This window comes from Aestuariimicrobium soli, from assembly GCF_051192575.1.
Taxonomy (GTDB): Bacteria; Actinomycetota; Actinomycetes; order Propionibacteriales; family Propionibacteriaceae; genus Aestuariimicrobium; species Aestuariimicrobium soli.
On sequence record NZ_JBPJSQ010000006.1, the window covers coordinates 455,613 to 475,093 of the forward strand.

A 19,481-nucleotide genomic window follows, 5' to 3' on the forward strand; every position below is an offset into this window, starting at 1 on the left:
CCGATAGGCTGCGAGCGTGACCAAGAGCATCTTCATCGCCTCCCCCGAGGGGCGGGTCGGCAAGTCGGCGATCGCCCTGGGGCTGATCGAATCGTTCACCCGCGAGGTGAAGCGCGTCGGAGTGTTCCGCCCCGTGGTGCGCACCGGAACCGAGCCCGACGAGGTCACCACCACCCTGGTCGGCCTGGCCACCATCGAGCAGGCCTACGACGAGGCGTACGGCGTCAGCTACGACGAGGTGCTGGCCGACCCAGAAGAGGCGATGTCGACCATCGTCAACAAGTACGGGGCGATCCGCGACCGCTTCGACGCCATCGTGATCGTCGGCTCCGACTATGCCGATGTGCAGGCGCCCACCGAGATGACGTTCAACGCGCTGGTGGCCGCCAACCTGAACGCCCCCGTGGTGATCGTCGGCGGCGGACCACAGCACGAGGCCGAAGAGATCAAGGCGTCGATGCGGCTGGCGATGGCCGAGTTCACCGCCGTGCACAACGACGTCATCGGGCTGATCGCCAACCGGGTGCAGCCCGGCATCGCCGGCGGCCTGCGCACCGATCTGGCCGAGTTCTCGAGCGCGGACGACCCGCTGGTGACGGCCGTCATCCCCGATGATCCGATCCTCGGCGCCCCCACCGTGCGCCAGCAGGTCGAGGCCACCCATGCCCAGCTCTGGATGGGCAACGAGCGTATGCTCGATCGCGAATCCCTGGGCGTGCTGGTGGGGTCGATGACCCTGCCCAACCTGCTCGACCGGCTCGAGAACGAGTTCACCCTGGTCGCCCCGTCGGACCGGCTCGACCTGCTGCCCGGGCTGTTGATGGCCCACTCCTCGGGCACGTTCCCCAACCTGGCCGCGATCTTCCTGGTCGGCGGCTACCCAGTGCCGGCCACGATCCAGCGCCTGCTCGAGGGCACCAGGGTCGACATCCCGATCGCCACCGTCGAGTCGGGCACGTTCAGCACCGCCGAGAAACTGTTCGGCCTGTGGGGCACCATGACGAGTTCGCCCCGCAAGATCGAGGTCGCCCGACGCCTCTTCAACGAACACGTCGACCACGAGGCCCTGATCGCCGCCCTCGACCTGCAGCGCCCCGACATTCGCACCCCGCTGATGTTCGAGTACCAGCTGATGCAGCAGGCACGTTCCGACAAGCGGACGATCGTGCTGCCCGAGGCGGCAGACGACCGGATCATCGAGTCGGCCAGCATCCTGCTGCAGCGAGGCGTGGCCGACCTGGTGCTGCTGGGTGACGAGACCGAGATCAAGCAACGCTCCTTCGACCTGGGCTTCGACGTCAGCGGCGCCACCGTCGTCAACCCGCGCGACCCCGAACTCATCGAACGGTTCGCCGCCGAGTACACGACGCTGCGCGCCCACAAGGGAATGACCATCGAGAAGGCCCGCGAGACCTTCACCGACCTGTCGTACGTCGGCACGATGATGGTGCACCTGGGCATGGCCGACGGCATGGTGTCGGGCGCCATCAACACCACCGCCAACACCATTCGCCCGAGCCTGGAGTTCGTGAAGACCAAGCCCGGGGTGAAGATCGTGTCGTCGAGCTTCCTGATGTGCATGCCCGACCGGGTGCTGGTGTATGCCGACTGCGCCGTCAACCCCGATCCGTCGGCCGAGCAGTTGGCCGACATCGCCATCTCGTCCGCCCAGACTGCCGAGGCGTTCGGCATCGAACCACGAGTCGCGATGCTGTCGTACTCGACCGGCACGTCGGGGTCGGGTGCCGATGTCGACAAGGTGCGCGAGGCCACCGATCTGGTGCGGCAGCGCCGCCCCGACCTGCTGGTCGAGGGTCCGATCCAGTTCGACGCGGCCGTCGACCCGGCCGTCGGGCTGAAGAAGATGCCCGGTTCCGAAGTGGCCGGCCAGGCGACCGTGTTCATCTTCCCCGACCTGAACACGGGCAACAACACCTACAAAGCCGTGCAGCGCACCTCGGGTGCGGTGGCGGTCGGCCCGGTGCTGCAGGGGCTGAACAAGCCGGTCAACGACCTCAGCCGAGGGGCGTTGGTCGACGACATCGTCAACACCGTGGCGATCACCGCCATCCAGGCCCAGGCCGAGCGGGCCTGAAGCCGTCCGCTCCGAAAAAGACTCTGACCCGACCCGCTACTGACAAGGACTGACATGGCTCGTCCCATTCTGCTGCTCAACTGCGGCTCCTCCTCGATCAAGTACCAGCTGATCGACGGCGACACCGAGGAGGTGCTGGCGGTCGGGCTGATGCAGAAGGTCGGCGACCCCGGCGGAGGCACCCTCGACCACGAGGTCGGCGGCCAGGAGTTCCACGTCGACGCGGTCTTCGCCGATCACACCGCCGGGCTCGAGGCCGTCGTCGCGGCGTTCGACGAGCACGGGCCCTCGCTCGAGTCGGTCATCGCCGTCGCGCACCGCACCGTGCACGGCGGGCGGATGTTCCAGCAGACCACGCTGATCAACGACGCCATGGTGGCCAAGCTCAAGGAGCTCTACGGCCTGGCGCCCCTGCACAACCCGCCGGCCGTCGCCGGCATCGAGGCCGCCCGGGCCGCGCTGCCCGACGTGCCCCACGTGGCCGTCTTCGACACCGCCTTCTTCGCCGACCTGCCCGAGGAGGCCACCACCTACGCCATCAAGCGTGAGGTCGCCGACGCCCTGAACATTCGCAAGTACGGCTTCCACGGCACCTCGCACTCGTACGTGTCGAAGAAGGCCGCCGAACACCTCGGACGAGACCTGGGCGAGCTCAAGCAGATCGTGCTGCACCTGGGCAACGGGGCCTCGGTCTCGGCGGTCGACGGCGGTCGTCCGATCGAGACATCGATGGGTCTGACTCCGCTGCAGGGGCTGGTGATGGGCACCCGCTCGGGTGACGTCGACGCCGGTCTGTTCGCCTACCTGCAGCGCAAGTACGGCTGGGACGTCGACGAGACCGACACCTTTCTCAACAAGCAGTCGGGCATGCTCGGCCTGACCGGCAAGACCGACATGCGCGACGTGCTGGCGCTGGTCGAGGCCGGTGACCACCACGCCATGCTCGGCCGCGACGTCTACGTGCACCGGCTGGTCAGCTACATCGGCTCGTACACCGCCCTGCTCGGTGGTCTGGATGCGCTCGTGTTCACCGCCGGCGTCGGCGAGAACGCCGCCTGGATCAGGGCCGCCGTGGTCGAGCGGCTCGCCCCGTTCGGCGTGGTGCTCGACGAGGCCGCCAACCAGGTGCGCTCGAAGGAACCGCGGACGATCACCACTCCCACCTCGAGGGTGCCGGTGCTGGTGGTGCCGACCAACGAGGAGCTGGCGATGGCCCGCGAGACGCTCGCGCTGCTCGAGGCCCGCGGCGACTGAGCCATCGTCCGTTTCTTCGGTGGAGGGTGTCGAAATCGGGGGATGCTGCTCGTGGACGAGGTGAGCGCGGCCAATCCGGCCGCCACCCGAACTGAAATCAGCACAGCCGAGGGGAACAACCATGAAGTACCTGATGAGCGTCATTGACGACGGCACCCAGACCGACGACCCGGACGTGCAGCGGCGCGAGTGGGACGCCACCGGCGCCTTCAACGACGAGATGCGGGCCGCCGGCCAGTTCGTCTTCGCCGAGGGCCTGACCCACCCCGACACCGCCACCGTGGTCGACAACCGCGGCGACGCACCCCTGCTCACCGACGGACCCTTCATCGAGTCGAAGGAGTACCTGGCCGGCTTCTGGATCGTCGAGGCCGCCGATCTGGACGAGGCCCTCGACCTGGCCAAGCGCGGCTCGAAGGCCTGCAACCGTCGGGTCGAGCTGCGGGCGGTCGCCCAAGGGGATCCGGAACAGTGACGGTTGGCCAGTGATGGTTGACCGACGGATGGTTTCGCGGTGATGGATTCACAGGGGTGACCACCGACGCCGACACCGCCCTGACCCGGGCCCACCGCGACGAGTGGGCCCGGCTGGTGGCCTCGCTCACCCGCCGCTTCGGCAGTCTCGACGTGGCCGAGGAGGCCACCGCCGAGGCATTCGCGGTGGCCGCCGAGCACTGGCGCGCCCACGGTGTGCCCCCCAACCCTGGCGGCTGGCTGAGCACCACCGCCAGCCGCAAGGCGCTCGACCGGCTGCGCCGCGACCAGGTCGGGCGCCGCAAGCTGCAGGAGGCAGCCATGCTCGACGAGCAGCTCGCCGACGAGCCCCCACCCGACCCGACAGGTGAGGGAACTCTCGACCTGGCCACCGATGATCGCCTGCGCCTGGTGTTCACCTGTGCCCACCCCGCCCTATCGATGGAGGCTCGCGTCGCCCTCACCCTGCGCCTGCTGGGCGGACTGACCGTTCCCGAGATCGCGTCGGCCTTTCTGGTGCCCGACACCACCATGGGGCAGCGGATCACCCGCGCCAAGCGCAAGATCGCCGCCGCCGGAATCCCCTACCGGGTGCCGTCCGCGACCGACCTGCCCGAGCGCCTCGACGGAGTGCTGGCCGTGCTCTACCTGGTCTTCAACGAGGGCTACCTCTCGTCCTCGCCGACGGCCGCCCCGATCCGCGTCGACCTGACGGGCGAGGCGATCCGACTCACGGGGCTGCTGCACGCCCTGATGCCGGACGAGGGTGAGGTGGCGGGCCTGCTGGCGCTGATGCTGCTCATCGAGGCCCGCCGGGAGGCGCGGGTGGACTCGTCCGGGGTGCTGCTCAGGCTGGACGAGCAGGACCGCGACCGGTGGGACCGCGACCTGATCGCGCGCGGGCAGGGGCTGGTGCGGGCGCGGATAGCCACCGGCGTGGCGCCCGGCCGGTATCAACTGATGGCGGCGATCAACGCGGTGCACACGCATGCCCGCCGCGCCCCCGACACCGACTGGTCGCAGATCGTGGTGCTCTACGGGCAGTTGATGCGACTTGACCCGTCGCCGATCGTGGCCCTGAACCGCGCGGTCGCGGTGGCCGAGGTCGACGGACCACAGGTGGGGTTGGCGCTCGTGGATCGCCTGGGCGACGCCCTCGACGGCTACCACCCGTTCCACGTGGCCCGCGCCGACCTGCTGAGCCGGCTCGGGCGACCCGATGAAGCCGGTGCCGCCTACGACCGCGCCCTCGCACTGGCGACCAACACCGCCGAGATCGCCCACCTGACGCGGCGCCGAGCCGAGCTCGGCTGAGCGCTGGTGTGGGACATGCGCACCTGAACGGGCCTTCGCAGCCCGTGAGGGGAACGAACCCCGATTCGGGTGCACTTTTCGCACACTTTTCACCGCCACCACGCACCCACCCCCGCGACCACGCCCGCGCCCTCATCTGCGCCGAACCCACCGGTGACGGTAAGTTGGGCCGCATGGCGACAGCACTCGTGACCGGCGGCACAGCCGGCATCGGCAACGCGTTCTGCCGACACCTCGCAGCGCGGGGCTACGACCTGGTGGTCGTCGCCCGCGATGTCGAGCGCATGACCACCCTGGCCACCGAGCTGCACCAGGCCTACGGCGCCGAGGTCGAGGTGTTCCCCGCCGACCTGAGCGTGGCCGATGACGTCACCCGCGTGGCCGATCGCCTCGAAGACGCCGAGCGCCCCGTCGAGCTGCTGGTGAACAATGCCGGCTTCGGCCTGCACGCCAAACTGCTCGACAAGGCCGAACTCGGCCTGCAGCGCCGGGCCATGGACGTGATGTGCTGGGCCGTGCTCGAACTCTCCACGGCGGCCGCTCGGGCGATGAAGGCCCGCGGCCACGGCACCATCATCAACGTGGCCTCGACGAGTGCCTGGATCATGTCGGGCAACTACTCGGCCGTGAAGTCCTGGTGCCTCGCGTTCAGCCAGGGTCTGGCCAACGAACTGCACGGCACCGGCGTGAAGGTCTCGGCACTGTGCCCCGGGTGGGTGCACACCGAGTTCCACGACCGCGCGGGCATCAACGCCGGCACCCTTCCCGACATCGTCTGGGTCGACGTCGACACCCTCGTGCAGCAGTCGCTGGACGATGCCGAGGCCGGCCGCATCATCTCGATCCCCACCCTGAAGTGGAAGGTCGCGATCCAGATCGCCCAGCACGCACCCCGGTGGTCGATGCGCGCCGTCTCGCGCATGCTCTCGTCCAGCAGACAGAAGAAGAAGTGAGCCCCAAGTCCGACGAGCAGAAGGGCCGCCGCCGCTACACCTCGCCGATGCAGCGGGCCGCGCGCTCCGCCACCCGCATCCTGCTGCTCAAGCCGTTCGTGTGGCGGCTGCTCGACGTGCGCGTGCACGGGGTCGACCGGCTCGCCAACTGCCCCGACACGTTCGTGGTGGTGGGCAACCACGCCTCCCACCTCGACGCCCCGCTGATCTTCGGCGGCCTGCCCGGGCGACTGTCGAAGTACCTGTCGACCGGCGCCGCCGCCGACTACTTCTTCACCAAGTGGTACACGGCCGCCTACACCTCGCTGATGTTCAACGCCTTCCCGATCGAGCGGGGCTCGAAGTCGACCTCGGACGACAAGAAGAAGAACTCGCGCCGGGGGCTGGCCGCCGCGCTGCTCGCCGACGGGGTGCCGATCCTGCTCTTCGCCGAGGGCACCCGCTCGCGCACGGGGGCCATGGGTCCCTTCAAGCCGGGGGCCGCCGCCCTGGCGATCAGCCGCAACGTCCCGGTGGTGCCGGTGGCCCTGGTGGGCGCCTATGCCGCGTGGCCCCACCATCAGAACCACCTGCCGAAGGGCCGTCCGCCCGTGCACGTGGTGTTCGGCGAACCGATGTTCCCGGTGCCCGGCGAGATCGCGCACAAGTTCAACGAGCGGGTGCGGCGGCGCGTGATCGAACTGCACGACACGACGGCGCGCGCGTACGGCATGAAGACGCTGGCAGAGTATGCACGTACCGTGGCCATCGAGAAGATGCAGGCACAGGTCGAGGCCGGCAAACCAAGCCCGACCACCGAAAACACGACCAAGACTGACGACAAGAACTGAGGGGTTCACATGCTGGGCGTCAAGAACCAGAAGTGGTGGGGCTGGGGCGACGAGGGCAAGGGGTTCACGTACGACAACAAGCCCAAGTTCCCGGGCTTCGTGATGGACAAGCTGGGCGTCGACATCACCACCATGAACCCGGTCACCCCCGACTTCCGTGACCTCGACGTGCCCAAGAGCCAGCTCACCGACGACCTCAAGGGTGCGCTCGTCGCGGCCCTGGGCGCCGAGAAGTTCGTGGTGCTCGACGACGAGTGTCGCGTCGCCCACGCCTATGGCAAGGGCATTCGCGACCTGGTGCGGGTGCGTCGCGGTGATCTCGGACGAGTGCCCGATGCCGTGCTCTACCCCTCGGACGAGGCCCAGGTCATCGCCGTGGTGGCGGCGGCAGAGGCGGCCGACGCCGTGGTGATCCCCTACGGTGGCGGCTCGAACATCGTGGCCGCGCTCGAGGCCCTGCCCTCGGAGACCCGCCAGGTGCTCAGCATCGACATGGGTCGCATGAACAAGGTGCTCGAGATCGATGAGCAGTCGGGTCTGGCCCGCATCCAGGCCGGCGCGCTCGGCCCCGACATGGAGGCCCAGCTCAACGCCAAGGGCTGGACGATGGGCCACTTCCCCGACTCGTTCATGTGGTCGACCGTCGGCGGCTGGATCGCCACCCGCAGCTCGGGCATGCAGTCCGACAAGTACGGCGACATCGCCGAGATCACCCGCGGGCTGCGCATGGTCATGCCCGGCGGCCGGGTGCTGCAGCTTCGTCCGTTGCCCTCGAGCTCGTCGGGCCCGTCGGTGCGCGAGATGGTGCTCGGGTCGGAGGGACGACTCGGCATCATCACCGAGGCGTGGATGAACGTGCACCGCAAGCCCGAGGTGCGCGAGATCCAGGCGTACTTCTTCGCCACCTACGAGGACGGCCTGCGCGCCGCCGAGGAGATCTGCCATTCCGATGCGGCGCCCTTCCTGGTGCGCGTCAGCGACAACAACGAGACCCAGTTCTCGATGTCGACCGCGAAGCCGTCGGGCAAGATCTCCAGCCTGGGCAGCCAGGTGATCCAGAAGCTGATGGAGCGCAAGGGCTGGGATCTGGGCAAGATCTGCCTCAGCTTCATCGGCTACGAGGGTTCGGCCACGCACGTGCGCTACACCAAGTCGATCGTCACCAAGATCGTGGCCAAGCACAACGGCATGGGCGTCGGCAAGGGTCCGGGCGCGATGTACGACCAGAAGAAGTACGACGTGCCCCAGATTCGTGACTTCCTGCTGTCTGCGGGCATTCCCGCCGACGTCAGCGAGACCGCGACCCCCTGGTCGAAGGCCGAGGAGATCCACACCGAGACCGTGAAGCGGGCCGAGGAGGCCTTCGCGGCCACCGGTCACCGCGGCTACATCATGTGCCACATCTCGCACAGCTACCGCGGCGGCGCCTGCCAGTACTTCACGTTCGCGGTGGCCGACGGCACCGAGTCGAACCTGGAGAGCTACGACACCGTCAAGCGCGCGGTGCAGCAGTCGTTCATGGACCACGGCGGCACCGTCTCGCACCACCACGGCGTGGGCGAGGAGCACAGCCCGTGGATGGACCAGGACATCTCCGAGGCCGGCGTGCACATCCAGCGCACCCTGTTCGACGGCATCGACCCGACGGGCTTCCTCAACCCGGGCAAGATCGTGCACGACGGCGAGCCCGGCTGGACCTCGAACTCTCTGCCTCGCGCCGAGTACGACGCGTGGCTGGCGGGTCGTCCGGGTGGCGCGTCGACGGACGCATGACCGCCCAGACGACAGGGGTCAGCACGAAAGGGGTCGAAGCGGTGGAGGTCAAGGTTCGTCGCGTGCCCGAACAGCCGGTGATCAGCGTCACCAGCACGGTGCGGGTGGGGCAGATCGACCAGCACATCGAGCGCGCCTCGGGGGTGCTGGCCGCTCTGGCGGAGCCGGTCGGGCCGGTGTTCGTGCTGTACCACGGTGAGGTCTCCGACGTGACGGCCAACCCGGTCGAGGTCTGTCAGCCGGTGGCCTCACTCGACGGGCTGCCCGCCTCGGACGACGTCGTCGCCCGGGTCGAGCCGGAGCACGTCGAGGCCTACGTGACCATCACCAAGGCCGAGACGGACTATCCCGAGATCATGGGCGCCTACGGGGCGGTCGACCTGTGGGTCAACCGCCGCCGCGTCGAGGTGTCGGCCTCACCGCGCGAGGTCTACTTCGCCGACTTCGCCACGGCCCGGCTCGACGAGTTGGTCTGCGACGTCGCCTTCCCCATCGAGGGCTACCAGGGGTCGCTGGACGACCACTGAGGGTGCGGCCGCCCCCGCCCGCCCCCTTCCCGCGTTTGCCTGCCGAGCGTGCGTTTGCCCGCCCCCGCCCCGCGTTTGCCTGCCGAGCGTGCGTTTGCCCTTGTTCCAGCAGAGGCAAGAGCAGGTTCGAGAGGCAAACGGGCGGCGCAGCAGGCAAACGGGCGGCGCGGCAGGCAAACCGGAGGCGGCCTCAGCCGGCCCTGCGCCGTCCGCTGGCGATCTCGAATGCCGAGGTGATGCGCTGACGCAGCAGGTACGGGAGGGCGAGTTCCTCCTTGCCCCAGCGGGCAAACACCCATCCTTGAGCCTCCATCGCCTCCTGCCTGCGCTTCTCGCGCCGCATGACCTCGAAGGGAGTCTCGCCGGGCCTGGCCAGGTGTCCGTACTTGCCGTCACCGTCGTACTCGCCGAGCACACCCTCGTCCTCCCACCCGAAGTCAGCGAACCCGAGACTCTGTCCGTCGGGGGTCAGCACCTCGTACTGCTGCTGGGGCTCGGGGATGCCCAGCGCGCGCATCGCGAACAGGCTCCTGGTCTCCATGGGGCTCTCCGAAAAGGCGGACGAGAGCCACCGCGCCTCTCGGGCCCGGCCGATGCCATGACGTCGGGCCAACAGCTCGAGCACCTCGTCGGTCTGGTCATCGAAGATCGCGAGCGCCCGATCACGGCGGGCGCTCCACCGGGCAGCGTCCCAGGCGATCAGCCCCGCCTCGAGCCCGCGCACCCGCGTGAGGTCGACGACCGTGCGGGCGCGGGTGGTGACGAGCTGACCATCGACGGTGATCACGTGGTGCTCCGGCAGGGGGCCGCTGAGGGCCAGCTCCTCGCCGTGGCGTCGGGATCGTCCGCCGCCGGGACGCACGGTGATGACGCGAGCCGGCACGGACTTCACGGGCAGGCCGTGCACCAGGGCCGCCGACTCGAGGGCGAGGGCATGGGTACGAACCGAGGCCATGGCCCGATGACGGTCGAGCGGCGGCAGCTCGTCGGTGGCCCACAAGCCTCGGGTGAGCCGGACGAGTGACCCCTCCCTGCGCTGCCGTCGGATGTCCTGAGCAGTGAGACCTCGACGGAGAAGCTCCCCAGTGGTGATCGGTTCCATGCGCGCCAGCCAACCGCGCGTGAGGCTCGTCCGGAACCCCCCAACGCGAACCTGTGGACAACTCCCGCCCTGTTTGCCTGCCGAACGTGCGTTTGCCTCCCCATCCCGGGCGCGTCTGCCCCCCATCCCGGGCGCGTCTGCCTCCCCCATCCCGTCGCGTTTGCCCCCCATCCCGTCGCGTTTGCCTGCTCTGCGTGTGTTTGCCCCTGCTGCAACAAGGGCACATGCACCTTCAGCAGGCAAACGCGATGAGACGGCGGCGGGGGATGGGCGGGCGGCGGGCGGCTCAGGACGGGATCGTCAGGGTCGCCACCACCGGCCAGTGGTCGCTCGGCCAGACTCCCCCGGGCCGGTCGGTGACGATCTCGGACGAGCCGACGCCCACGTCGGAACTCGCCAGGATCCAGTCGATCCACACCGGGAGATCGCTCTCGACGCCAGGCTCGCTGTAGCCGTGGAAGGTGTCCACACCCCGACCGAGATCACCGTCGACCGTCGCGAGAAAGGCGTCGCCGAACCCGTCTTCGGTGAACTCGTGCCACGCCCGGGCCTCGCCGGCAGCGCAGTTGAAGTCGCCGGTGACGATGGTGGCCCGGCGCGGCAGGCGCGAGCGGATCAACCGGCAGCCCTGCACGCGTGCCTCCTCGCTGACGTGGTCGAGGTGGGTGTTCGCCACCGTGAACCGTTCGCCGGTGGCACGCACCACCAGATCCGCGATCACGGCGATGCGCGTGCACGAGGAGTCCCAGCTGCGGGAGCCGAGCTCGTCCGGGGTCTCCGAGAGCGTGAACTGGCTCCAGTCGGCCACGTCGAGCACGTCGGTGTCGACCAGGATCGCCGAGTACTCGCCCTGCTGGCCGCGCTCGCGCCCGGTGCCGATGCGCTGGTAGTGGGGCAACTCGGCCAGGAGCAACTCCCACTGCGGGTCGCAGCCCTCCTGGGTGCCGACCACCGCGGGACGGCGTTGGCGCAGCACCTCGATCGCGGCCGGCAGGCGGGTGGGCCAGTGATCGGGGTCGTCGGCTTCGACGCCGCGGACGGGGGTGCGCAGGTTGACGGTCATCACGTCGAGGGTGGCCATGCCTCCACCCTTCCATGCGACCGTCGCCCGGGGCCGAAGTGGTCAGGCTTCTTGCCCGCAGCCCCGCGACAGCCCTGCCCGATAGATTGGGCCCGTGAGCATTCATCTGCGCCGGATCACCCCCGACGAGCACCTCGCGTTCATCCGCGACGTCTCGCGCCCCGGGTCCGAGTTCCCGACCACGGTGAGCTTCCTCCAGACCCCCGCGTGGGCGAAGGTCAAGCCCGAATGGACCTCGGAGTCTCTGGGCTTCTTCGACGGCACCGCCCTGATCGGCGTCGGGCTGGTGCTCTACCGGGCGCTCCCCGGCGTGCACAAGGTCGGGCTGAAGAGCTCGCTGGCCTACCTGCCCGAGGGCCCCGTGCTCGACTGGACCCGCCCCGACGTGCCCGAGCTGCTCGATGCCCTCGCCAAGCACGCCCGCAAGCAGGGTGCCTTCGGGCTGCGCATCGGCCCCACCCTGCCGCACCAGAGCTGGGGCCCCGACACCATCAAGGCCGCCATCGCCGACGACGCCATCGTCCGACTGTCGCAGGCCACCCCCGATCACACCGATCACGCCGCCACGCGGCTGGCCAACCAGCTGCGATCGCTCGGCTGGCAGGCCCCCGCCGACGGTGAGGGGTTCGCGGCCGGGCAGCCGAAGTTCAACTTCCAGCTGCCGTTGACCGTCACCGACGAGGCCACCGGCGAGACCCGCCAGAAGACGGCCGACGAGGTGCTCAAGGGCATGAACCAGCTCTGGCGCCGCAACATCAAGAAGGCCGACAAGTCCGGCGTCGAGGTCACCCGCGGCACCCGCGACGACCTGGCCGCCTTCCACGCCGTCTACCTCGAGACCGCCGAACGCGACCACTTCACCGGTCGTCCGTTGGCCTACTTCCAGACGATGTGGGACGCCCTGACCGCCGAGGACCCCGACCGCATGCGCCTCTACCTCGCCCACCACGAGGGCGATCTGGTGGCCGCGACCACCTGGGTGTCGGTCGGACGACACTGCTGGTACTCCTACGGGGCCTCGACGAACGCCAAGCGCGAGGTGCGCGGCTCGAACGCCATCCAGTGGCGCATGATCACCGACTCGCTCGAGGCCGGCGGCGAGGTCTACGACCTGCGCGGCATCACCGAGGGTGTGGGTGCGGACGACCCCGAGCTCGGCCTCATCCAGTTCAAGGTGGGCACCGGTGGGCAGGCCGTCAGCTACGTCGGAGAGTGGGACAAGCCGCTCATCTGGCCGCTGCACAAGGCCTTCACCGTCTACATGGAGCGCCGCGCCGGCCGGAAGGAGAGCGCATGAGCCTCACCCTGCACCTCGACACCGCCGCCTGGCGCGCGCACCTGGCCGAGGTCGCGGTGTCGACTCCCGGGCTCGTGCCGGTGGCCAAGGGCAACGGGTACGGCTTCGGGGTCGCCAGACTCGCGGACGAGGCCACCCGGCTCGGCGCCAACACTCCGGCCCTCGACACCCTGGCGGTCGGCATCGCGGACGAGGTCGCCGGCGTGCGGCAGGGATGGAGCGGCAGCATCGTCGTCCTCACCCCCTGGTCGGCCCACGACCCGGTCGCCACCGCCCTGCTCGACGACCCCGGCGTGATCACCACCGTCGGCCGCCTCGACGACCTGCGCACGATCGTCCGCGAGCACCCCGGTGCGCGTCTGCTGGTCGAGGTGCGCACCCCCATGCAGCGGTTCGGACTGGAACCGGACGAACTCGCCCGCGCGGCCGATCTGCTGGGCGACGTCACCTTCGAAGGCTGGACGATCCACCTGCCGCTGGCCGGCGATGCCCTGGCGATGGGCCGCGACCTGTCCCGCCGAGCCCTGGCCGCCGCGGAGGCCCCCGTGTGGCTCTCCCACCTCAGCGCCGCCGAGTACGACACCCTCAACGGCGAACTCGGGGTCGAGACCCGGCTGCGGATGGGCACCAAGCTCTGGCTCGGCGCCCCGGCGACGCGCCGGGTCACGGCCCGGGTGCTCGACCTGCACCCGGTCAGCGCCGGTGAGAAGATCGGCTACTGGCAGCACCGCGCCCTCGCCGACGGCTGGGTGGTGGTGGTCTCGGGCGGCACGGCCAACGGGGTCGCCATGACGGCGCCGTCGGCCGGTTCGAGCCTGCGCCAGCGGGCCCAGTCGCTCGTGCTGGGCGGGATCGATGCCACCGGACGAGCCCTGTCCCCCTATTCCATCGGCGGGCGCAAGCGCTTCTTCGTCGAGCCGCCGCACATGCAGTCGTCCCTGATCTTCCTGCCGGGTGCCGGCGCCGTGGCCATCGGCGACGAGGTGCCCGTCGAGGTGCGCCTGACCACGGCGGTGGTCGACCGCGTCATCGACTCGTCCGACGATTCCCCCAACCACGAGGAGACCCTGTGACCGACGATTCCCAGCGCTCGGTGCTGGTGGTCAACCAGTACGCGTTCCCCCGCGAGTACGGCGGCATCACCCGCAACTTCGACATGTTCACCCGGCTCAAGAAGTGGGCGCCGGCGATCGTCGCCACCAGCCGTCACCACCTCACCGGTGAGACCATGACGGCCGTCGACGACCGGTTCACGCTGCTGCCGGTGCCCGCCTACTCCGGCAACGGTTCGGCGCGGCTGATCGGGTGGGGCGTGTTCGCCGCCGAGGCCTTCGCCGTCGGCCTAGCCAAGCGTCCGAAGCTGGTGTTCGGGTCATCCCCGCAGCTGTTGGCCGCCGTCTCGGCCGGACTGGTGTCGTGGCTCTCGCGGGTGCCGTTCGTGCTTGAGGTGCGCGACCTGTGGCCGGAATCCCTGGTGGCCGGTGGCGCGCTGGAGCGGGGGTCGTCCGTGCACAAGATTCTCGTGGAGGTCGAGCGGCGGTTGTACCAGCACGCCGACCAGATCGTGGTGGTCACCAAGGGTTGGGAGGACCACTTCGCGGCGCTCGGCATCGACGTCGACAAGGTGAACGTCATCTCCAACGGTGCCGACCTGGCCGAGTTCGAGGTGCCGGAATCGAAGGATCAACTGCGGGCTGAGTACGGCTTCGAGCGGTTCACCTGCATCTTCTCGGGCTCACACTCCCCCTATGTCGGCCTCGACCTGATCGTGGACGCAGCCGAGCGGTTGCCCGACGTCGACTTCGTGCTGATCGGCTCCGGTTCGGGCAAGCAGCCGACCATCGACGAGGTGACCGCCAAGGGGCTCACCAACGTGCGCTTCCTCGACCAGATGCCGAAGGACCAGCTGGTGCGGGTGCTCAAGGCCGGCGACGTCGGTCTGCACACCGTCAGCCCCCAATCGGTGTTCGACAAGGGCATGAGCCCCAACAAGCTGTTCGACTACATGGCCGCCGGGCTGACGGTGGTCTCGAATGCGCGGGTGCCGTTGCGCGATGTCATCTCGGACGACGAGGTGGGTGCCGTGGTCGAGCCGACCGAGTTGGTGGCGGGCATCACCCGGGTGCGCGACGCCGACGAGGCCACCCACCGTCGTTGGCGCGACCGCGCTCGTGACCTGATGGTGGAGCGGTTCAGCCTGCAGGCGGCGGCGGACAAGCTCGAGGTCGTGCTCGACAAGGCCTTCGCCCGGCACTGAGTGCTGCGGGCCGCAGGGTCTGGTCAGATCGAGCGGGGGGGTACAGTCGCCACATCTGGCCATGGGCGCCTGACAAGCCATGACTGCCTGACAAGGGGGGTGTGCCCGATGGGACGAGGCCTGAGCTGGCGGCGGGCGGTGGTCGGCGTGCTCGCGGGCGCGGTGACGGCGTGCGTGTTGGCGGGATGCGGTGGCCCGGCCGAACCGATGCCGCTGCCGGACTCCCCCTCGTCCGGAACTGCCTCGTCCAGCACTGCCCCCTCGTCCAGCACTGCGCCCACCACCCTGGACGCCGCCTCGGTTCGCGCCATCTGCGCCGACAGCGCGGCGATCACCTCCGCGTCGCCGGTCACCGCCGAGAAGATCGGGCAGTGGACGGGCACCCGCGTCTGGGCGTGCGTGATCGGCACCGACGGCGCCGTGCAGGAGGTCTCGGACGAGTTCATGCTCGCCGATGCCCCCGTGGCCACCCCCTTCCTCATCCCGGACGCGCCGCTCCCGTCGGGATGTTCCGAGAAGGACGACCAGCGCATGGTCGTCGTCGAGGCGCCCGCCGTGCTCTGGCGGGTGCGGATCGCCGGTTGCGGCGCCGTGGCCTGAACACCTGCCTGGCCCGAACACCTCCCTGGCCCGAACACCTCTGGGGCCCACAGACCAGCACCAAACACTTCGACCCGCAGGAAGATTCCTACGGGTCGCACTCTTTGGTGAGAGTTTGCGCATGACCGGGGCGCGGGGGCGCATGACCGCGGGCGCGGGCGCGGGGGCGCATGACCGCGGGCGCAAGGGCAGGGTGGCCGACGAGAGCGCCCCTCGGGGAGTCTCACCGCGAGCAGGTTCCCCGACTGAGTAGAATCGGCCGACGACACTGACCACCGACCGCGGAGGACCCCTTGACGCGCGAGGACAACTTCGCCAAGGCGCAGAAGCTCGTGATGGTGCTCGCGGAGGCGGCCATCTTCACCGCCGTGCTGTTCTTCTCGGCCGTGCTGCGCTTCGGCCTGCGCAACCCCGTGCCCGCCCGCAACCTCGACGCCATCACCTCGACGTTCAGCTTCGCGCTGGTGGCCTTCGTAGTGGTGAGCGCGTTCTCGGGCATCTACGTCTACTACAACAAGACCCCGCTCGACGTGGTCATCATCACCCTGATCAACCAGATCATCGTGTCGGGGTTGATCGGTGTCACCACCTTCTTCGGCAACTTCTTCGCCTTCCCCCGCGGTGTCATCGTCATCAACCTGGTGCTCGGGTTCGTGGTGCTCTCGATCTGGCGCGCCCTGGTCTATGCCATCTACCGGCGGGTGCGCGGCAACAAGCGGGTGATGGTGCTCACCATTCCCGACCACGAGTCCCGGGCCGTCCGCAACCTGACCTCGAACCGGGCCAGCCGCCACCGCCTCACCCACGTGGTCGACGGCAACTACCTCGCGAACCTGACCAACCACGTGGACGAGTACGACTCGGTGCACGTCTCCGACCTCATCGACGGCAGCACCCGCGCCGCCATCGTCGACCACCTGCTGGGTCAGCAGAAGGAGGTCTTCTTCACCGCGGACTTCAACCGACTGCTGATGATCAACCCGAACATCATGTCGATCGAGGACGAGAGCATCGTGCTGGTGACGCCGTTCAAGATCCCCGGCGAGTACGAGTTGCTCAAGCGCGGCGGCGACTTCCTGGTCGCGCTGGTGGGGGTGGTCGTGCTCTCACCGGTGCTGCTGATCACCGCCCTGCTCGTGAAGGCCACCTCACCCGGGCCGGTCTTCTACCGCCAGGTGCGGGTGACCAAGGGCAATCGCGAGTTCGACATCCTCAAGTTCCGTTCCATGACGCAGGACGCCGAGAAGAAGTCCGGCCCCGTGCTCGCGACCGGCAATGACGCGCGCGTCACCGGCATCGGCAAGTACCTGCGCTCGATGCGCATCGACGAACTGCCGCAGCTGATCAACGTGCTCAAGGGCGACATGTCGCTGGTGGGCCCGCGGCCGGAGCGCCCGTTCTTCGTCGAGCAGTTCACCGAACTCAACCGGCACTACCCCCTGCGCCACAATGTGCGCGCCGGCGTGACCGGCTACGCGCAGGTGTACGGCAAGTACGCCAGCGACTTCGAGTCGAAGCTGAACTTCGACCTGCTCTACATCAAGCGCTACTCACCGGTGCTCGACCTGAAGATCATGCTGCAGACCGTGAAGATCCTGTTCGACAAGGTGTCGTCGGCCGGGGCCGACGAGGAACAGGGCGAGGGCGCGCTGGTGCTGCCCGACGACATCGTGGTGCTGCACTGACCCTGCCGCCCCGTTGACCAGGACCGCCGCGCTGAAGGGCCGGGCCGACTCTCAGTCGGCCGCTGCCGCCAGCAGTGAGCGCACCAGCTCCACCAACTTCGGCGCCTCGGCCTCGAAGCTGAACTCCCGCTCCACCGCCTCGCGCCCCTTGCGACCCAGGGCGGCGCACCGCTCGGGGTCGTCCAGCAGCGCGGTCAGGGCCTGCACGACGGCCTCGGGGTCGTCCGTGTCGACGAACACGCCACCCTCGCAGCCGCCGAACAAGCGCTTCCACGCGGGGAAGTCGGTGGCGAGGAAGGGCACGCCCGAGGCCATGTACTCGAACACCTTGGTGGGAATCGAGTTCTCGTAGTTCGGCAGCCGCTTCAGGAAGATCAACCCGACCCGGGCCGAGGCGATGATGCCGGGCAGGTCGGACGGCGGCACCAGCCCGCGGTAGTCGACCACGTCATTCTCGAGGTCGGCCGCCGGCACGAGCCGTCGTCCGGCCAGCAGCAACCGCGCCTCGGGCACGGCGGCGACCGAATCGACCATCAGCGAGAGGCCGCGCTCCTCGGTGAGGTCGCCGGTGTAGACCGCCACCCGCGGGTTGGCGGCCACGTCGGCGACGGTGAAGTCGCGCCGCCACGGCAGGTTGCGCACCGTCACCACCGGACGAGCCCGGCCCCCGCGCCGGGTCGAGAAGTTCGCGGCGATGTCATCGGTGGCGGTCACCACGGCGGCGCACGACCGGTCGGCCAGCCCCAGCAGGGTGCGGGCCAGCGGGTTCACCACCCGCTCGGTGTGGCGATTCAGCCAGGGCTTGGTGCCCAACTGCTTGACCAGATCTTCGTGCGCGTCGTAGATCACCGGAACGCGGCGCCTGCGCCCGTACGCCACCGCCAGGGGCAGCAGTTCGGGGTCATGGATGTGCAGCAGGTCGGGCTTCAGCTCGACGAGTTTGCGCCAGCCCTCCCACTGCGACCCGACCAGTCGCCGCGCCCGGGAGCGCCGCTTGATGGCATGCACCGTGACCCCGTGGGTGACCCGGTCCTCGTCCGCCGAAATGACCAGGTGCACGTCGAAGCCGGCCTCGACCAGCGCCCTGCACTCCTTGTTGACGATCCGGTTGTCCCAGTCGTGGTGAACGGTGGAGAGGTGGACGATGCGCACGGTGCGTCCCCGGAGCCGGCGATCAGCTCTGCGCCAGCAGCACGCGGGCGACCTCGACGGCGGCCCGACCATCGCCATAGGGCTGCGAGGGATCGTCGGCGGGTTGGGGGCGGGCGGCGCTCTCGGCGAGATTCACCAGGTCGGGGTCGAGCACGTTCCACCCGTTGTCGACGGTCTCGCTCCACTCGGTCTCGGTGCGCACGGTGGTGCAGACGGTGCCGAGCAGGAAGGCCTCCTTCTGCAGGCCGCCCGAATCGGTGACGACGCCGTCGGCGTGCACGACGGCATTGACCATGTCGGGGTAGGCCAGCGGCTCGATCACGTGCAGATTGCCGCGCTCGAGGCTGATGCCCTGCGACTCGGCCCGGGCCTTCACGCGGGGGTGCACGGGCAGATAGACGTCGCGGTCGAGCTCGCTCAGGGCGCTGATCACGGCATTGAGTCGCTCGGGGTCATCGGTGTTGTCGGCGCGGTGAATAGTGGCCAGGATGAACGGACGATCCCCGGCGATGCCCGGGATCGGGCGCGGGTTGGCGAGCACGTTGTCACGCACCTGCAGGCAGACGTCGGTCATCACGTCACCCACCAGCACGGCGCGCTTCTCGAGGCCCTCGTCGGCCAGGTGACGCATCGCGAGCTTGGTCGGCGCCAGGCAGAGGTCGGCCGCATGGTCGGTCATCACCCGGTTGTGCTCCTCGGGCATGCGCCGGTTGAACGACCGCAGCCCGGCCTCGAGGTGTGCCACCTTGAGGTGCATCTTCACCGCCGACAGGGTGCCGGCGATCGTGGAGTTGGTGTCGCCGTAGACCAGCACCCAGTCGGGGGCCAGGTCGGTGAGAATCGGGTCGAGCCCCTCGAGCATGCGCCCGGTCATGGCCCCGTGGGTGCCGCCGCCCACCCCGAGGTGCACGTCGGGATCGGGAATGCCCAGCTCGACGAAGAACGAGTCAGACATGTTCACGTCGTAGTGCTGACCGGTGTGCACGATCTTGTGATCGATCCCCGCCTCGGTGAACGCCTTGGCGATCGGGGCGAGCTTCACGAACTGGGGGCGGGCTCCGACGATGCTGACGACGCGCATCAGGTC

Annotated in this window: 17 protein-coding genes and 1 pseudogene; 13 read left to right on the forward strand and 5 right to left on the reverse strand. The window is 69.2% G+C overall.

Annotated elements, in window-relative coordinates; translation table 11 throughout:
• The first annotated feature begins 16 nt into the window (after nucleotides 1–16).
• The 8 genes from pta to ACSDQ9_RS08870 all read left to right on the forward strand — a co-directional run bounded on the left by pta (nucleotide 17) and on the right by ACSDQ9_RS08870 (nucleotide 9,220).
• The gene (gene pta, locus ACSDQ9_RS08835; protein WP_435146137.1) at nucleotides 17–2,095 is read left to right on the forward strand and encodes a phosphate acetyltransferase; all 2,079 of its coding nucleotides are present in this window, start codon (nucleotides 17–19) and stop codon (nucleotides 2,093–2,095) included.
• A gap of 54 nt (nucleotides 2,096–2,149) precedes the next feature.
• The gene (locus ACSDQ9_RS08840) at nucleotides 2,150–3,349 is read left to right on the forward strand and encodes an acetate/propionate family kinase (protein ID WP_435146139.1); all 1,200 of its coding nucleotides are present in this window, start codon (nucleotides 2,150–2,152) and stop codon (nucleotides 3,347–3,349) included.
• A 121-nt stretch (nucleotides 3,350–3,470) separates the two neighbouring features.
• The gene (locus tag ACSDQ9_RS08845) at nucleotides 3,471–3,824 is read left to right on the forward strand and encodes a YciI family protein (protein WP_435146141.1); all 354 of its coding nucleotides are present in this window, start codon (nucleotides 3,471–3,473) and stop codon (nucleotides 3,822–3,824) included.
• A 56-nt stretch (nucleotides 3,825–3,880) separates the two neighbouring features.
• The gene (locus tag ACSDQ9_RS08850) at nucleotides 3,881–5,137 is read left to right on the forward strand and encodes an RNA polymerase sigma factor (protein ID WP_435146142.1); all 1,257 of its coding nucleotides are present in this window, start codon (nucleotides 3,881–3,883) and stop codon (nucleotides 5,135–5,137) included.
• A gap of 173 nt (nucleotides 5,138–5,310) precedes the next feature.
• Entirely contained in the window at nucleotides 5,311–6,090 is a 780-nt protein-coding gene (locus ACSDQ9_RS08855; protein WP_435146144.1) for an SDR family NAD(P)-dependent oxidoreductase, read from the forward strand.
• 47 nt (nucleotides 6,091–6,137) lie between these two features.
• A complete protein-coding gene (locus tag ACSDQ9_RS08860) occupies nucleotides 6,138–6,920 on the forward strand; it encodes a lysophospholipid acyltransferase family protein (RefSeq protein WP_435146348.1) in 783 nt (260 codons plus the stop codon).
• A 9-nt stretch (nucleotides 6,921–6,929) separates the two neighbouring features.
• On the forward strand, nucleotides 6,930–8,693 hold the full coding sequence (locus ACSDQ9_RS08865; RefSeq protein ID WP_435146146.1) for an FAD-binding oxidoreductase: 1,764 nt from the start codon (nucleotides 6,930–6,932) through the stop codon (nucleotides 8,691–8,693).
• Between the two features lie 62 nt (nucleotides 8,694–8,755).
• Nucleotides 8,756–9,220, forward strand: a complete 465-nt coding sequence (locus ACSDQ9_RS08870; RefSeq protein WP_435146148.1) for a GyrI-like domain-containing protein — start codon at nucleotides 8,756–8,758, stop codon at nucleotides 9,218–9,220.
• Between the two features lie 190 nt (nucleotides 9,221–9,410).
• Here ACSDQ9_RS08870 and ACSDQ9_RS08875 read toward each other — a convergent pair whose 3' ends face one another.
• The 3 genes and pseudogenes from ACSDQ9_RS08875 to ACSDQ9_RS08885 form a co-directional block, all read right to left on the reverse strand.
• A complete protein-coding gene (locus tag ACSDQ9_RS08875; RefSeq protein WP_435146358.1) occupies nucleotides 9,411–10,175 on the reverse strand; it encodes a hypothetical protein in 765 nt (254 codons plus the stop codon).
• A gap of 48 nt (nucleotides 10,176–10,223) precedes the next feature.
• Nucleotides 10,224–10,493, reverse strand: a pseudogene (locus ACSDQ9_RS08880) (hypothetical protein); the annotation flags it as partial.
• A 115-nt stretch (nucleotides 10,494–10,608) separates the two neighbouring features.
• Nucleotides 10,609–11,403 carry an endonuclease/exonuclease/phosphatase family protein gene (locus ACSDQ9_RS08885; RefSeq protein WP_435146150.1) on the reverse strand — a complete coding sequence of 265 codons (795 nt, stop codon included), beginning with the start codon at nucleotides 11,401–11,403 and terminating at the stop codon, nucleotides 10,609–10,611.
• A 142-nt stretch (nucleotides 11,404–11,545) separates the two neighbouring features.
• Between ACSDQ9_RS08885 and ACSDQ9_RS08890 the strand changes: the two genes are divergently transcribed.
• The 5 genes from ACSDQ9_RS08890 (at nucleotide 11,546) to ACSDQ9_RS08910 (ending at nucleotide 17,242) form a co-directional block, all read left to right on the forward strand.
• Nucleotides 11,546–12,700 carry a lipid II:glycine glycyltransferase FemX gene (locus ACSDQ9_RS08890; protein WP_435146350.1) on the forward strand — a complete coding sequence of 385 codons (1,155 nt, stop codon included), beginning with the start codon at nucleotides 11,546–11,548 and terminating at the stop codon, nucleotides 12,698–12,700.
• Entirely contained in the window at nucleotides 12,697–13,773 is a 1,077-nt protein-coding gene (locus ACSDQ9_RS08895; RefSeq protein WP_435146151.1) for an alanine racemase, read from the forward strand. The genes ACSDQ9_RS08890 and ACSDQ9_RS08895 overlap by 4 nt, the downstream gene beginning before the upstream one ends.
• Nucleotides 13,770–14,957: a glycosyltransferase family 4 protein gene (locus tag ACSDQ9_RS08900; protein ID WP_435146153.1), complete on the forward strand. Its 1,188-nt coding sequence runs from the start codon at nucleotides 13,770–13,772 to the stop codon at nucleotides 14,955–14,957. The genes ACSDQ9_RS08895 and ACSDQ9_RS08900 overlap by 4 nt, the downstream gene beginning before the upstream one ends.
• Before the next feature lie 108 nt (nucleotides 14,958–15,065).
• A complete protein-coding gene (locus ACSDQ9_RS08905; RefSeq protein WP_435146155.1) occupies nucleotides 15,066–15,557 on the forward strand; it encodes a hypothetical protein in 492 nt (163 codons plus the stop codon).
• Between the two features lie 335 nt (nucleotides 15,558–15,892).
• The gene (locus ACSDQ9_RS08910) at nucleotides 15,893–17,242 is read left to right on the forward strand and encodes a sugar transferase (RefSeq protein ID WP_435146352.1); all 1,350 of its coding nucleotides are present in this window, start codon (nucleotides 15,893–15,895) and stop codon (nucleotides 17,240–17,242) included.
• A gap of 51 nt (nucleotides 17,243–17,293) precedes the next feature.
• Here the strand turns inward: ACSDQ9_RS08910 and ACSDQ9_RS08915 are convergent, their stop codons facing one another.
• Both ACSDQ9_RS08915 and wecB read right to left on the reverse strand, forming a co-directional pair.
• A complete protein-coding gene (locus ACSDQ9_RS08915) occupies nucleotides 17,294–18,394 on the reverse strand; it encodes a glycosyltransferase family 4 protein (protein ID WP_435146157.1) in 1,101 nt (366 codons plus the stop codon).
• A 22-nt stretch (nucleotides 18,395–18,416) separates the two neighbouring features.
• On the reverse strand, nucleotides 18,417–19,475 hold the full coding sequence (gene wecB, locus ACSDQ9_RS08920) for a non-hydrolyzing UDP-N-acetylglucosamine 2-epimerase (protein WP_435146158.1): 1,059 nt from the start codon (nucleotides 19,473–19,475) through the stop codon (nucleotides 18,417–18,419).
• Nucleotides 19,476–19,481 lie beyond the last annotated feature (6 nt).